This is a genomic window from Streptomyces sp. NPDC005070 (genome assembly GCF_053600395.1).
In genome coordinates this window covers 47,158-60,576 of the sequence record NZ_JBSFZS010000024.1, presented here as the reverse complement: position 1 = coordinate 60,576, position 13,419 = coordinate 47,158, and the positions used below count along the sequence as shown (strand labels likewise).

Annotated in this window: 14 protein-coding genes and 1 pseudogene; 1 reads left to right on the top strand and 14 read right to left on the bottom strand. The window is 70.7% G+C overall.

Annotated elements, in window-relative coordinates; genetic code table 11:
• Window positions 1-108: 108 nt before the first annotated feature.
• The 3 genes from pyrH to rpsB all read right to left on the bottom strand — a co-directional run bounded on the left by pyrH (window position 109) and on the right by rpsB (window position 2,939).
• Complete coding sequence (gene pyrH, locus ACWEBX_RS11350; RefSeq protein ID WP_451884633.1) at window positions 109-879, bottom strand: UMP kinase; 771 nt, start codon at window positions 877-879, stop codon at window positions 109-111.
• A gap of 182 nt (window positions 880-1,061) precedes the next feature.
• Window positions 1,062-1,898: a translation elongation factor Ts gene (gene tsf / locus ACWEBX_RS11345; RefSeq protein ID WP_451884632.1), complete on the bottom strand. Its 837-nt coding sequence runs from the start codon at window positions 1,896-1,898 to the stop codon at window positions 1,062-1,064.
• Between the two features lie 96 nt (window positions 1,899-1,994).
• The gene (gene rpsB, locus ACWEBX_RS11340; RefSeq protein WP_451884631.1) at window positions 1,995-2,939 is read right to left on the bottom strand and encodes a 30S ribosomal protein S2; all 945 of its coding nucleotides are present in this window, start codon (window positions 2,937-2,939) and stop codon (window positions 1,995-1,997) included.
• A gap of 290 nt (window positions 2,940-3,229) precedes the next feature.
• Between rpsB and ACWEBX_RS11335 the strand changes: the two genes are divergently transcribed.
• Window positions 3,230-3,814 (top strand): murein hydrolase activator EnvC family protein, encoded by a 585-nt coding sequence (locus tag ACWEBX_RS11335; protein WP_451884630.1) that lies wholly within the window; start codon window positions 3,230-3,232, stop codon window positions 3,812-3,814.
• A gap of 51 nt (window positions 3,815-3,865) precedes the next feature.
• On the opposite strand, the gene ACWEBX_RS11330 is transcribed toward ACWEBX_RS11335, so the two are convergent.
• From ACWEBX_RS11330 to lepB (ACWEBX_RS11280), 11 genes and pseudogenes are all read right to left on the bottom strand, one after another.
• Window positions 3,866-4,423: a TetR/AcrR family transcriptional regulator gene (locus ACWEBX_RS11330; protein WP_388781114.1), complete on the bottom strand. Its 558-nt coding sequence runs from the start codon at window positions 4,421-4,423 to the stop codon at window positions 3,866-3,868.
• Between the two features lie 156 nt (window positions 4,424-4,579).
• Window positions 4,580-5,422, bottom strand: coding sequence for an RNA polymerase sigma factor WhiG (gene whiG / locus ACWEBX_RS11325; RefSeq protein WP_261708294.1), 843 nt, complete (start codon window positions 5,420-5,422; stop codon window positions 4,580-4,582).
• Between the two features lie 270 nt (window positions 5,423-5,692).
• Window positions 5,693-6,838 (bottom strand): DNA-processing protein DprA, encoded by a 1,146-nt coding sequence (gene dprA / locus ACWEBX_RS11320; protein ID WP_451884629.1) that lies wholly within the window; start codon window positions 6,836-6,838, stop codon window positions 5,693-5,695.
• Window positions 6,835-8,460 (bottom strand): YifB family Mg chelatase-like AAA ATPase, encoded by a 1,626-nt coding sequence (locus ACWEBX_RS11315; protein ID WP_451884628.1) that lies wholly within the window; start codon window positions 8,458-8,460, stop codon window positions 6,835-6,837. Before ACWEBX_RS11315 ends, dprA begins: the two co-directional genes overlap by 4 nt.
• Window positions 8,460-8,831, bottom strand: coding sequence for a YraN family protein (locus tag ACWEBX_RS11310; RefSeq protein ID WP_451884627.1), 372 nt, complete (start codon window positions 8,829-8,831; stop codon window positions 8,460-8,462). The genes ACWEBX_RS11315 and ACWEBX_RS11310 overlap by 1 nt, the downstream gene beginning before the upstream one ends.
• A 122-nt stretch (window positions 8,832-8,953) precedes the next feature.
• A complete protein-coding gene (locus ACWEBX_RS11305; protein WP_003965949.1) occupies window positions 8,954-9,262 on the bottom strand; it encodes a DUF2469 domain-containing protein in 309 nt (102 codons plus the stop codon).
• 55 nt (window positions 9,263-9,317) lie between these two features.
• A complete protein-coding gene (locus ACWEBX_RS11300; protein WP_451884626.1) occupies window positions 9,318-9,842 on the bottom strand; it encodes an NUDIX hydrolase in 525 nt (174 codons plus the stop codon).
• Entirely contained in the window at window positions 9,832-10,605 is a 774-nt protein-coding gene (lepB, locus tag ACWEBX_RS11295; protein WP_451884625.1) for a signal peptidase I, read from the bottom strand. Before lepB (ACWEBX_RS11295) ends, ACWEBX_RS11300 begins: the two co-directional genes overlap by 11 nt.
• A 149-nt stretch (window positions 10,606-10,754) precedes the next feature.
• Complete coding sequence (gene lepB, locus ACWEBX_RS11290) at window positions 10,755-11,696, bottom strand: signal peptidase I (protein WP_451884624.1); 942 nt, start codon at window positions 11,694-11,696, stop codon at window positions 10,755-10,757.
• Window positions 11,584-12,672 (bottom strand): annotated as a pseudogene (lepB, locus tag ACWEBX_RS11285) (signal peptidase I); the annotation flags it as partial. The pseudogene lepB (ACWEBX_RS11285) and the gene lepB (ACWEBX_RS11290), both read right to left, overlap by 113 nt.
• On the bottom strand, window positions 12,665-13,381 hold the full coding sequence (lepB, locus tag ACWEBX_RS11280; protein WP_451884623.1) for a signal peptidase I: 717 nt from the start codon (window positions 13,379-13,381) through the stop codon (window positions 12,665-12,667). The pseudogene lepB (ACWEBX_RS11285) and the gene lepB (ACWEBX_RS11280), both read right to left, overlap by 8 nt.
• Window positions 13,382-13,419: the final 38 nt, after the last annotated feature.

Sequence of the window (13,419 nt, the reverse complement as noted above, 5' to 3'; positions counted from 1 at the left end):
TGCGTCGCGTCTTGTTCCTGCACGGTTCCGGACCGGCAGGACATTGTCCATCCCCCGGTCGGGGTCCGTCCCGGACCGGAAGGCGTATCCGGTCCAGCGCGTTCCCCGTCAGGCTCGGCCGCTGTGGTCGCCCACGAGTGTGCCGATCTTCTCACCCTTGACGGCCCGCGCGATATTGCCCTCCGCCAGGAGTTCGAAGACCAGGATCGGCAGCTTGTTGTCACGGCACAGCGTGATGGCGGTCATGTCGGCGACCTTGAGGTCCCGGGTGATGACCTCGCCGTAGCTGAGCGCGTCGAACTTGACCGCCTCGGGGTTGGTCTTCGGGTCGGAGTCGTAGACACCGTCCACGCCGTTCTTGCCCATGAGAAGCGCCTCGGCGTCGATCTCCAGGGCCCGCTGGGCGGCGGTGGTGTCGGTGGAGAAGTACGGCATGCCCATACCGGCGCCGAAGATGACCACACGGCCCTTCTCCAGGTGCCGTACGCCGCGCAGCGGGATGTACGGCTCCGCGACCTGGCCCATGGTGATGGCGGTCTGGACGCGGCTGTCGATGCCTTCCTTCTCCAGGAAGTCCTGGAGGGCGAGGCAGTTCATGACCGTGCCGAGCATGCCCATGTAGTCGGAGCGGGCCCGGTCCATGCCGCGCTGCTGGAGTTCGGCGCCGCGGAAGAAGTTGCCGCCGCCGATGACGACGGCGATCTGGGCACCGCCGCGCACGACGGCCGCGATCTCGCGGGCGATCTTGTGCACCACGTCGGGATCGACGCCCAGTCCCCCGCCACCGGCGAACGCCTCGCCGGAAAGCTTCAGCAGGAAGCGGCCCGCGCCCTTGCCGTCGTCGCTCTTCTCGCCGTTTCCGGCCTGGGTGGTGGTCATGGAGATCTCCTCATGGTGCACATACGAAGAAGGCCATTGCCGGTGGGGTGTGTTCGCATCCCATGCTCGGCAATGGCCTCCTCGTCAGATCTGCTGTCGTCCGGCACACACGCGTGGATGCCGGCGTACGCGGACGACTGCTGTCGACCCTATCGGGGTCGCGCGTCGATCGCGGTACGGACTCAGATGCCGACCTTGATGCGCGAGAAGCGCTTCAGGGTGACACCGGCCTCGTCCAGAACCTTCTGGACGGACTTCTTGTTGTCGAGCGCGTACGGCTGACCGAGGAGCGTGGCCTCCTTGAAGAAGCCGTTCACGCGACCCTCGACGATCTTCGGGAGCGCGGCCTCGGGCTTGCCCTCGGCGCGGGTGGTCTCCTCGGCGACGCGACGCTCGGTCTCGACGACCTCGGCCGGAACGTCCTCACGGGAGAGGTACTTCGGCGCGAAGGCGGCGATGTGCTGCGCGATGCCCTTGGCGAGGTCGGCGTCGGCCTTGTCCAGCTCGACCAGAACACCGATCTGCGGGGGCAGGTCGGGCATGGTGCGGTGCATGTACGCGGACACGAAGGCGCCGGAGAACTGGGCGAAGCGGTCCAGGACGATCTTCTCGCCCAGGTTCGCGTTGGCCTCGTCGACGAACGCCTGAACCGTCTTGCCGGGCTCGATCTCGGAGCCGAGGAGCGTCGCGATGTCAGCCGGAGACGTCTTGACGACGTGCTGGGCGATCTCGTCGGCGACGGCCTGGAACTTCTCGCCCTTGGCGACGAAGTCCGTCTCGCACTTCAGCTCGACCAGGACACCGGAGGTGTTGTCGTCAGCGATGATGGAGACCACGGCGCCGTTCTCGGCGGAGCGGCCCTCGCGCTTGGCGACGCCCTTCTGGCCCTTGATCCGCAGCGCCTCGACGGCCTTGTCGACGTTGCCGTCGGACTCGTCCAGCGCCTTCTTGCAGTCCATCATGCCGGCGCCCGTGAGCTCACGGAGCTTCTTGACGTCGGCGGCGGTGTAGTTCGCCATGATTTCTGGAGTCTCTCTCGAAGTCTGAAGATCTACGGGACGAACGGCGGGGGCTTTGTGGGCCCCCGCCGTTCACAAACCCGAAGGGGTGAGGGGTCAGGCCTGCTCGGCGTCCGCGGCCGGAGCCTCGGCGGCGGGGGCCTCGACGGCCTCCGTCTCGGCGGCGGGCGCCTCCACAGCCTCGGCCTCGGCGGCCGGAACCTCGGCCTGCTCGGCGTCGGCGACCTTCTCCGTCTCGGCGGAGGTCTGGACCTCGGCGTCGTCGGCCTTCTTCTCGCCCTCGAGCAGGTCGCGCTCCCACGCGGCGAGCGGCTCGCCCGCGGCCTTGTCACCCGCGGCCTTGCCGGCGCCGGAGCGGGAGATGAGTCCCTCGGCGACGGCGTCGGCGATCACGCGGGTGAGCAGGGTGACGGAGCGGATCGCGTCGTCGTTGCCCGGGATCTTGTAGTCGACCTCGTCCGGGTCACAGTTGGTGTCGAGGATGGCGACGACCGGGATGTTGAGCTTCCGGGCCTCGCCGACCGCGATGTGCTCCTTCTTGGTGTCCACGATCCAGACGGCGCTGGGCACCTTCTGCATCTCGCGGATACCACCGAGGGTCTTCTCCAGCTTGGCCTTCTCGCGCGAGAGCACGAGAAGCTCCTTCTTGGTGAGACCCGAGGCCGCGACGTCCTCGAAGTCGATCTGCTCGAGCTCCTTGAGGCGCTGCAGACGCTTGTAGACGGTGGAGAAGTTGGTGAGCATGCCGCCCAGCCAGCGCTGGTTGACGTAGGGCATGCCGACGCGGGTGGCCTGCTCGGCGATGGCCTCCTGCGCCTGCTTCTTCGTGCCGACGAACATGACCGTGCCGCCGTGGGCGACGGTCTCCTTGACGAACTCGTAGGCGCGGTCGATGTACGACAGCGACTGGAGCAGGTCGATGATGTAGATGCCGTTGCGCTCGGTGAAGATGAAGCGCTTCATCTTCGGGTTCCAGCGACGGGTCTGGTGACCGAAGTGGACGCCGCTTTCCAGCAGCTCCCGCATCGTGACGACGGCCATGGCCGTTCTCCTCGGTTTTCTCGGTTGTGCCGCGTGTGCCGGACGGCACTCGCGCCTGACGCCCGCGACGCGCCTTGCCACAGAGGACCGAGAGGCGCTGACACCGGTGGTGACCGGATGTCGGGGCGTGCGAAGTCGACCCGATGACCCGGGTCGCCATCAGAAGTGTACGGGACCCGAGAGGGCGCAGGTGACGCCGCTGTCCACAACCGGCCGGTACTCCACAGATCCCGGCCATGATCCGTTCGGTGCGGCACGGTTCCGGCATGCGAGTGAACCGATGTGCGCGTATGTGGCTTCTCGTGGGCCTGGCCGCGACCCTTCTGGGCGCCTCCGACCCATCGGCGCCGGCTCCCGGGGCCGGACCCGGGCCGAGGGCCCCGGCCTCCCCGCCTACGGCCGACCCCTCGGTGCCGGCACTCGCGCGCGCTTGGCCCGTGGGTGTCCGGCCGTTCGTCGTACGGGGCTGGGAACCGCCGGCGACGGCCTACTCCCGGGGGCATCGCGGGGTCGACCTCGCGGCCGTGCCCGGCGCCCCGGTGCGGGCCGTCGCGCCCGGCCGGGTCTCGTACGCGGGCCGGGTCGCGGGGCGCGGGGTCGTCTCGGTGGAGCTGTCGGGGACGGGGGCGCCTCCGCTGCGGACGACGTACGGTCCCGTGCGGGCCTCGGTACGCAAGGGCGACGAGGTCCTCGCGGGCCAGGCCGTCGGCACCCTGGAGGCGCCGGACCCGCACTGCGGAGCGACGCCCTGTCTGCACTGGGGCCTGCTCAGAGGCCCTGCCTATCTGAACCCGCTGTCCCTGCTCCCCCCGTGGCTCCTGAACGCCGGCCCGTCCCGCCTGCTGCCGCTCACCAGCCCGGGCACCCGCTCCTGACCGGCGAAGACCTGGGGGACGGGGAGGCGGTCCAGCCGTCGGCGGCGGGGGTCAGCCCCGGACGCCCCGGAGGGCCATCGTCACGGCCGCCTCCGTGATCGCGGAGGGATCCTCGGCGGCGCCCAGCTCGATGCGGCGCACCGCGGCGTCCACCACGCCCTGGAGGAGCATCGCGGCCAGCCGCGGCTCGGCGTGACCCATCTCGGCAAGCGCCTCACCGATCATCGTCACCAGCCCGCCGTGCGCGGCCCTGATCTTTTCCCGGGCACCCGCGTCGAGTTCGCTGGCGGAGATGGCCACGACGGCCCGGTGTCTCCGGTCCCCGACCAGGGCGAGCTGACTGCGCACATAGGCCTCGACCGTGGCCTCGGGGCCGTCCGCCGCGGCCATCGCGGCCGAGACCTCGGCCGCCCAGACGGGGAAGTCGACCTCGCACAGTTCCTCGACGACCGCCGCCCTGGACCGGAAGTACTCGTACACGGAGGAGCGCGCGAGCCCCGTCCGCTCGGCGAGCGCGGGGAAGGTCAGCGCCTCCGTCCCGCCCTCGGACAACAGGGACCGCGCCGCGTCCAGCAGGGCGGCTCGCTGCATCGACCGGTGCTCGGCCACGGAGGCCGCTCGAATCCTTGGCACGTCAACCACTGTACGGACGCGGCGACGCGGACGGGAACCACTCCGGCGAGCCCGGCAGAGTGGCGTCCGTCGCGCCGAGGCCGCCGCCCGGACGGCACGGCGGGACCGCCCGCCGTCACGGCACGACCGCGCTCAGCGTCCGAAACTGGCCAGCTTGGCGCGGAGCTGGAGCACCGACTTGGTGTGGATCTGGCTGACCCGGCTCTCGGTCACCCCGAGCACGTTGCCGATCTCCGCCAACGTGAGCCCTTCGTAGTAGTAGAGCGTGACGACGGTCTTCTCCCGGTCGGGCAGCGTGTTGATCGCCCGCGCCAGCAGCCTGCGCAGCTCCCGGTCCTCGGCCACCTCGACCGGGTTGTCGGCGGCGGTGTCCTCCAGCGTGTCCATCAGGCTCAGCCGGTCGCCGCCCTCCCCGCCGACGTGCAGCAGCTCCTCCAGGGCGACCACATTGGCCAGCGACAACTGGCTGAACACCGCGTGGAGTTCCTCGACACCGATGCCCATCTCGGCGGCGACCTCGCCCTCCGAGGGGGTGCGCCGCAGCCGTGCCTCCAGCGTCGCGTAGGCACGCTCGACATTGCGCGCCTTCTGCCGCACCGACCGCGGGATCCAGTCCAGCGCCCGCAGTTCGTCGATCATCGCCCCGCGGATACGGGTGATCGCGTACGTCTCGAACTTGATCTCCCGTTCGATGTCGAACTTCTCGATCGCGTCGATCAGTCCGAACACTCCCGACGAGACGAAGTCGGCCTGCTCGACATTGGCCGGCAGACCCACGCTGACGCGGCCCGCGACGTACTTCACCAGCGGTGAGTAGTGCAGGATCAACTGTTCCCGCAGCCGCTCGTCACCGGTCGACTTGTACGACCGCCACAGCTCGTCGAGTGTCGAGGGCGCGGGCGGGCGCACGCTGCCGCCGTCGCGGGCGGCTGGCGGGATCGCCGTCCGGTCGGACCCGGAGGTGTGCTGGGGCATTCGTCGCCTTGTGCCGTTCTGCCGTGAACTGGGATGACCTGGGTGTCCTGTCGGCGTCGTGCCGAGATCGCGTGCCTGCTTCGGATCCTTGTGAGCGTAGCGTGACTGAGCTGTCGCAGTGCGCGAAGAGCGGGCTGTCACCCGCACGCGAAATCTTTCCCCGGGACGTCTCCCGGAGTCACGACGGTCGCCCTGCGTGACCGACGGGGGCGCCAACTGCGAGGATTACCAGGCGTGTCGGCGTTCCCCCGGACGGCCGAACACGCTCGGTCAGCATCCCTCCCGATCACCTCCGGCGGGGGCCGTCGTCTGGCGTGTCAACTTCCAGCCGTCGCCGTGTCGTTCGACGAATCCAAGTGCTCGGAGTTCGTACAGTCTCCCGACCGCGTCGTCCACGCTGGTCGCCGCTCGCCGGGCGATCTCCCCGGCCCCGGCCGGATCCCGCGCCGGCAGCGCGGCCAGGACCCGGACCGCGTCCGGGTGCAGCAGGTCGCGGGGCAGCACGGGACCACGCCTGTCCGGCGCCAGCTCCCCCATGGCGCCCACCAGTTCGGAGACTTCCGCGGCGTCGGACACCAGGACGGCCTCCCCGCGCAGCAGTTCGTGCACCCCGGCGGACAGCGCGCTGGTGGCGGGTCCCGGCACGCCCATCGTGAACCTGCCCAGCCGCTGTGCGGCACGGGCGGTGACGAGCGCTCCGCTGCGGTACGCCGCCTCGACGACCACGGTGCCCCGGGTGAGCGCGGCGATGACCCGGTTGCGCAGGATGAATCTGCTCGGCGTCGGGTGCTCGCCCGGCGGCAACTCCCCTACCACGAGGCCCTGTTCCGCGATCCTGTTGATCAGCCCGGTGTGTCCGCGCGGATAGGGCCGGTCGACGCCGCAGGCGAGCACCGCGACGGTGGCACCGCCCGCCCCGAGGGCGCCCCGGTGGGCGGCGCCGTCGATGCCGTAGGCCCCACCCGACACCACCACCCAGCCCCGCTCGGCGAGTCCGGCGCCGAGGGTGGCGGCCATGTGCGCGCCGTACTCCGTGCAGGCACGGGCTCCGACGACGGCGACGGATCTCAGCGCCCACAGCCGCAGGCCGGCCCGCCCCCGCACCCACAGTCCGACGGGCCGGGCGTCCCCGAGGTCGTCGAGCTGCGCGGGCCATTCGGATTCACCGGGACAGATGAAGCGCACCCCGGCGTCCCGGGCGAGGGCGAGGTCGCGTTCCGGGGCGGCCCGCGTGGCCCTGGCCCGCAGCCCGGCCCACCTCCGGTCGGTCATCCCCCTCGGCTGCCCCAGGTCCCCGTGCAGCCACCGGACCGCTTCCGGGGCTCCGACCTCCCTGATCCAGCGCCCGCAGACCTCGTCGCCCGGTTCGACGACCCGGGACAGCGTGACGCGGGCCCGGCGCTCGCCGGCTGTCATGCCGGCGAGCCGATCGCCATCGGCACCCCGCGCGGAACTCCGGTGCGCAGTTGGAGGGCCAGGGCGACGTCACCGGCGTCGGGCCGGTCGTGTCCCGACAGGTCCGCGACCGTCCACGCGATCCGGAGCACCCGGTCGAGCCCACGGGCGGTCAGCACCCCGCGTTCCAGGCCCCGCTCGGCCTCGTCCATCGCTCCCGCGCGCGCCTGCCAGCGTCCGCGCAGCTCGCGTCCCGGCACCTCGCTGTTGGTGTGCCAGGGAGTCCCCTTCAGACGGTCGGCGGCCCGCTCACGCCCGGCGAGGACCCGGTCAGCGACCGTCTTCGTCGACTCGCCCCGGGCGCCGCGCGCGGTGAGTTCGGCCCGGGTGACGGGCTCGACGTCCACCCGCAGGTCGACCCGGTCGAGCAGCGGCCCGGAGAGCCTCGCCTGATAGCGGCGGATGACCGAGGGCGGACACTCGCAGAAGTCGTTCGTCGTGCTGAAGCGCCCGCAGGGGCAGGGGTTGGCGGCCAGCACCATCAGGAAATTCGCGGGGAACCTCACGACTCCGGCGCTGCGCGCGATCACCACGTGTCCCGCCTCCAGCGGCTGCCGCAGGGCGTCCAGCGCGAAGCCGCTGAACTCCGGCGCCTCGTCCAGGAACAGCACGCCCCGATGCGACAGGGACACCGCGCCGGGCCGTGCGAGCCCCTTGCCGCCGCCGACGAGCGCCTGCATGGTCGCGGAGTGATGGGGCGCGCAGTACGGCGCGACGTCCACCAGCGGTTTGCCGGGCGGCAGCAGGCCCGCGACGGAGTGGATCGCCGTGACCTCCAGGGATTCCTGCCGGGTCAGGCGCGGCATGATCAGCGGCATCCGCTCGGCCAGCATCGTCTTGCCCGCGCCGGGTGGCCCCTGGAGGAAGACGTGATGGCCGCCGGCCGCCGCCACCTCCATCGCGGTGCGCGCCGAGAGCTGGCCGACGACGTCGCCGAGGTCGTGGCCCGGGTCGTGGTCCGGCACGGCGATGCCGCACAGGCCGGTGGCCTCGCCCGTGCCGGGCAGGCGCAGGCCGGCCGACAGCGCGTCCGGGCGGCCCCGCTCGTCCGGCTCCTCCTCGGGCACCGGTTCGTCCGCCAGCACGGCGATGAGCTGGCGCAGGCTGCGGACCCCGAGCACCGAGATTCCCGGCACGAGTGCGGCCTCGGCCGCCGCGCACTCCGGCACCACCACCTGTTCGTAGCCGGCGTCCGCCGCGGCGAGGACGGCCGGAAGGATGCCGCGGACCGGCCGCACCCTGCCGTCGAGCCCCAGCTCCCCGATCATCACGATGTCGGCGAGCACCCGTGGGTCGATCCGCTCGGCGGCTCCGAGCACGGCCGAGGCCACGGCGAGGTCGAAGCCGGAGCCGCCCTTGGGCACCGAGGCCGGGCTCAGCCCCACCGTCAGCTTCTTCTGCGGCCAGGACGCGCCGGAATTGACCACCGCGGCCCTGACCCGGTCCCGGCTCTCCGTCAGACTCTTGTCGGGGAGCCCGACCAGTGTGAAGGCGGCGATGCCCGGCTCCAGGTCGGCCTGGACCTCGACGACGACGCCCTCCACGCCCACCAGCGCCACCGAACACGTACGCGCGAATGCCATCAGGCCACCCCCCGCGCGTGCTCGACCACGGGTGCGCCGCGTTCGGGGATCAGGACGCCGACCAGGTCGATGCGGACGCCGCCCGGCGGGGCTCCGCCGTGTTCCTGCAGCCAGCGTTCGGCCAGACCGCGCAGCCGACGGGCCTTGGCCGGCGCGACGGCCTCCATCGGATGCTGGAACGATCCCGCCCCGCGGGTCTTGACCTCACAGACGACCAGCGCGTCGCCGTCCCGGGCCACGATGTCGATCTCGCCCGTACGGCCACAGCGCCAGTTGCGTGCCAGGACCGTCATGCCGGCCCCGGTCAGCCGCCGTGCGGCCAGTTCCTCGCCGTAGGCGCCCAGCGCCTTGCGTGCCTCGGATGTCTTCATGTCGGCACCACCTCCGGCACCGACACTGAGGCCAGGTCACGCAACTTTTGGATCTTGGTGGACGAGCGGGTGACTGTGGAAAACCCAGTCACCCGTACGAGTCACCACCGTGGTTCCGGTCCTCAGCCGCCCGGCAGCTCCAGATCACTCTTGTTCAGTTCTTCGATGTTCACGTCCTTGAATGTCAGGACACGCACCTGTTTCACGAAGCGGGCGGGGCGATACATGTCCCACACCCAGGCATCCGCCATGGACACCTCGAAAAACACCTCACCCTGGACCGAGTGCACCTGCATCTCGTAGTCGTTGGTGAGATAGAAGCGCCGTTCGGTCTCGATCACATATTTGAACAGACCGACGACATCGCGGTACTCCCGATAGAGCTTCAGCTCCATCTCGGTCTCGTACTTCTCGAGGTCCTCGGCGCTCATGGCATGTTCCCCTTCAGCCGTGCGTCCCCCTATTGTGCGCCAGCCCCGAGAGCCCCTAGACGATTTCCGTGTCGAGGACCTCGGGCGTGGCCGGGGGACCCTCGTCGAGCACCCTGCGGAGCAGCCCGGCGAGCTTGGTCGGATACACCGTCTCATGTGCCTCGGTCAGTTCCCGGCACGTCCACCAGCGCGCTCCGGCGACGCTGCGCCGCTCCAGGTCCGTCAGCGCCGTGGCCGCCGTGGCGGTCTGGGCCGTACGGGCCAGGAAGTACCACTCGTCCTGGTCCCAGCGCCTCCCCGCGAACGGGAACGAGCAGATCCGCCGCCACAGCACGGGGCCCAGTTCGACCTCGGTGATCCCGGTCTCCTCGACGAGTTCCCGCAGAGCCGCCTGCTCCCGGGTCTCGTCGCCCTCCACGCCGCCGCCGGGGGTGAACCACCAGTCGTCGGAGGGATCGTCCGGCTCGTGGCCGTGGAGCAGCAGGATGCGGTCCTGCGGGTCGAGCAGCACGACCCGGGCGACCTTGCGCAACCCGTCCCGGCCGGGGGTCTCGTCCGAGGCCGCCGCCTCAGCGGGCACCGGCGGACTCCGTGCGCGCGCGGGAACGGCCGGCCAGCTTGGCGACCGGCCCGTACGCCGCCCCGCCGAGCACGAGGACGGCGCCGGCGATCACCAGGGCGATCATCGTCGGGAGCGGTCCCGGCTGGGACAGGGCGCCGAGCACCTTGAAGCCGTCGGGGCGGGCGAGCATGCCGTTCATCGGCCAGGCGACGGCGTCGACCCGGGCCTCCACGGTGCCGCGCGCCACGGTCCCGCGGGCCGCGTCCGTGATGTGCGCGGTGGAGTCCAGGGAGCCGCGCCGCTCGTCGCCCAGCAGGAACAGCCGTCCCTCGGGGACCTTCACGGTCGGGAAGCCCGTGAGCTCGGCGAGGCTTCCCTCGGGCAGATACGATTCGTCGATCTTCTTGCCGTTGACGGTCAGCTTGCCGTCGGTGCAGCAGGCGACGGTGTCGCCGCCGACGGCGACCACGCGCTTGACCACCGACGAGCCCGTGACCCAGGTCTTGTCCTCGAAGACGACGACGTCACCGCGGCGGACCTCGCTGCCGTCGACGCGCTGCGCCAGCACCCGGTCGCCGATGTTGATCGTCGGCGCCATCGAACTCGTGGGGACGGTGTACGGCCGGTAGTCAACCGCCGCCCAGGCGAATCCGCCGAGGAACAGCAGCAGGCCCAGCGCGACGGCAAGACCGGACAACCGCTGTCCGGTCTTGCTCCCCGCCGGGGCCTTGCCCGTGCCACCGCTGCGCGGGGCCGTACGTGTTGCGCTCTCGCCACCCATAAGCCCGCACCTTACCCAGGGGTACGGTCCGGGGTCAGCCCCCGCCGGATCACGATCGCCGGAGCGGGCCGGATCCTTGCCCGGAAACGAGCGGGGCCGGCCTCCGCGGACAGGTCCGCGGAGGCCGGCCCCGAAGGCCGTGAGAAGGCTCAGTCGTCCTTGGACGCCTTGCGCCTGCGTCGCACCAGCACGAGCGGCGCCGCGCCCAGCAGGGCCACGGAACCCGGCGAGGTGACCGCCGCGGCCGCCTGGTCGCTCAGACCGGGCTGGTCGAAGGTGTCCGGGACCGGGAGGGTGCCCCAGCGGTTGATGGGCCACGCCTTGACGATGGCACGGCCGACGACGTCGTTCACGGGCACCATGCCGTGGTGCTTGTCCGCCTGGTTGTAGCGCGAGTCCCTCGAGTTCTGGCGGTGGTCGCCCATCACCCAGATCATGCCCTTGGGTACCTTGACCTTGAACTGGCCGCCGTCCTCGTCCTGGCTGCACGGGGTGTTCCCCGCGTACACGTACGACGACTCGTTCAGCGCCTTGCCGTTGACCTTCAGCGGGCCGGTGCCCTTGCACTCGACGGTGTCACCACCGACGCCGACGACCCGCTTGATGAGGTCCTTCTCCTCGGCCGAGGGCATCAGGCCGATCCAGCTCAGGACCGTCTGAAGGGCGTTCGGGTTGGCCGTGGGCTCGCCCGCCAGCCAGTTGTCCGGGTCGTGGAAGACGACGACCTCGCCGCGCTCCGGCTCGGAGCCGAACCACGGAGTCAGCTTGTCGACCAGGACGCGGTCACCCTGCTGGAGGGTGTTCTGCATCGAGTCCGACGGGATCGAGAACGCCTGGACCAGGAACGTCTTGATAATCAGCGCGAGCACCAGAGCGATGCCGATCAGGATCGGCAGCTCCTTCCAGAAGGAGCGCTGCTTGGTGGACTTCGGGTCCCGGCCGGAACGCCCGGTCGAGGCCTCCTCGTCCTCGGAGCCGCTCCCGGAACCCGAATCGGGCTCTACGGCCGGGGCAGCCGCATCCTCGGGCCGCTCCGGCTGTCCCTCGGGACCTTCGTGCCCAGATCGCGCGCCGACCGCCACATCCCCCACATCCACTCCTCACTCCGTGCCGCCGCCTGCGCCGTATTCGGCGCAGGCCCACCACTCCCATAACGAGCGGGAGTTCCGCAGGGCTCGGGAGCGGGATCAATCCATCTGGATCCGCAGAGGCCACCCTATGCGACAGGGCTGGAGCGGAAGCCGACCCTCCGGGCGCGTCGGCCACCGTCGAGAAGGTGTTCGGCTCCGTCAGACGGGTCCAGTGGCCGATGGGCCAGCCGATGACCATCGCCCGGCCCACGATCGAGTCCTCGGAGACGGTGCCGCTGAACTTGTCGCTGCGGTGGTACCGGGAGTCCGCGGAGTTGCCCCGGTGGTCACCGAGGACGAACAGCCGGCCCGCGGGCACCTTCACCTCGAAGGCGAAGTCCGACGGTTTGTCCCCGGCGTAGATGTACGGCTCGTTCAGGGGGGTGCCGTTCACGGTCACCCGGCCCTCCGTGTCGCAGCACTTGACGGTGTCCCCGCCGAGTCCGACGACCCGCTTGATCAGGTCCTTCTCGTTGTCGGAGGGCAGCAGACCGATGAAGGTCAGCCCCTCCTTGAACTGCTTGACGACCACGGGGTCGTTCTTCTTCTGGGACTCCTCGGCGGTGAGCCAGCCTCCGGGGTCCTTGAAGACGACGACGTCACCGCGCTTGGGCTGGGAGCCGAACCAGGGGGTGAACTTGTCCACCAGGACGCGGTCGCCGATCTGGATCGTGTTCTCCATGGAGCCCGACGGGATCACGAAGGCCTGGACGAGGAACGTCTTGAGGACCAGGGCTATCAGCACGGCCACGCCGACGAGGAGAGGGATCTCCTTGACCGCCGAGCGGCGCCTGCGCCGCTTGATCTTGCGCGCGAGCTTGCGGCGCTCGACCCGGCTGGGCCGGGCGGCGCCTCCGGCGGCGCGCCGGGACCCGGTGGGGAGCAGGTTGTCGGCGGCGCTGGCGGAGACCCCGCGCGCCCGTCCGCGGTTACCCACGGGCACCCCCGGCGGCCGGCACGCGCGCGTAGGCGTCGGGACGCGTCAGACGGGTCCAGTGGCCCGCGGGCCAGGCGATCCAGTCGGCCCTGCCGATGACCTCGCCGACGGGGACCATGCCGCCGCCGGGCGAGCCCAGGTGATCACGGGAGTCGCTGGAGCGGCCGCGGTGATCACCCAGGAGGAACAGGGACCGCTCGGGCACGACGACGTCGAAGGGCACCTCGGACGGGCTGTCGCCCTGATAGAGAAATGTCGACTCGTCGACCGATCGGCCGTTCACTTCGAGTCTCCCCTCCTTGTCGCAGCAGACCACGTGGTCCCCCTCAACCCCGACGACGCGTTTGACGTAGTCCGCGTTCCCGAAATAACCGGTGCCGTCGAACACGACGACATCGCCCCGCTGCGGCTCGGAACCGAAACGGTACGCCAACTTGTTTACGAGAACGCGGTCCCCGATCCTCAATCCGGACTCCATGGAGCCGCTGGGAATTTCGAAGGGCTGCATCACGAAGCGGCTGACGAGCAGCAGAAAGACCAGACAGGCCAGCACGGTCAGCGTGATCCGGCCACCGGGGAGCCAGTCGGCGGCCTTGTCCGCGAACGCAGAACGCGACCGCCCCTCCGGCCCCGCTGTGTCCGAGATCTCCTCGGAAGCGGAAGGGCGGGAGGAGCGGTCGCGCTCCACAGGCTGTGCTTCGGTGTCCATCGGGGCCAGATGCTATCCGGCGTCCCCGAGACACCGTC

Coding starts and splice junctions, on each gene's coding strand:
- lepB (WP_451884625.1), bottom strand. CDS start 10,605: ATGGGTGGCGAGAGCGCAACACGTACGGCCCCGCGCAGCGGTGGCACG.
- whiG (WP_261708294.1), bottom strand. CDS start 5,422: ATGCCCCAGCACACCTCCGGGTCCGACCGGACGGCGATCCCGCCAGCC.
- ACWEBX_RS11305 (WP_003965949.1), bottom strand. CDS start 9,262: ATGAGCGCCGAGGACCTCGAGAAGTACGAGACCGAGATGGAGCTGAAG.
- pyrH (WP_451884633.1), bottom strand. CDS start 879: ATGACCACCACCCAGGCCGGAAACGGCGAGAAGAGCGACGACGGCAAG.
- ACWEBX_RS11310 (WP_451884627.1), bottom strand. CDS start 8,831: ATGAAGACATCCGAGGCACGCAAGGCGCTGGGCGCCTACGGCGAGGAA.
- rpsB (WP_451884631.1), bottom strand. CDS start 2,939: ATGGCCGTCGTCACGATGCGGGAGCTGCTGGAAAGCGGCGTCCACTTC.
- ACWEBX_RS11335 (WP_451884630.1), top strand. CDS start 3,230: ATGTGGCTTCTCGTGGGCCTGGCCGCGACCCTTCTGGGCGCCTCCGAC.
- ACWEBX_RS11315 (WP_451884628.1), bottom strand. CDS start 8,460: ATGGCATTCGCGCGTACGTGTTCGGTGGCGCTGGTGGGCGTGGAGGGC.
- tsf (WP_451884632.1), bottom strand. CDS start 1,898: ATGGCGAACTACACCGCCGCCGACGTCAAGAAGCTCCGTGAGCTCACG.
- lepB (WP_451884623.1), bottom strand. CDS start 13,381: ATGGACACCGAAGCACAGCCTGTGGAGCGCGACCGCTCCTCCCGCCCT.
- dprA (WP_451884629.1), bottom strand. CDS start 6,838: ATGACAGCCGGCGAGCGCCGGGCCCGCGTCACGCTGTCCCGGGTCGTC.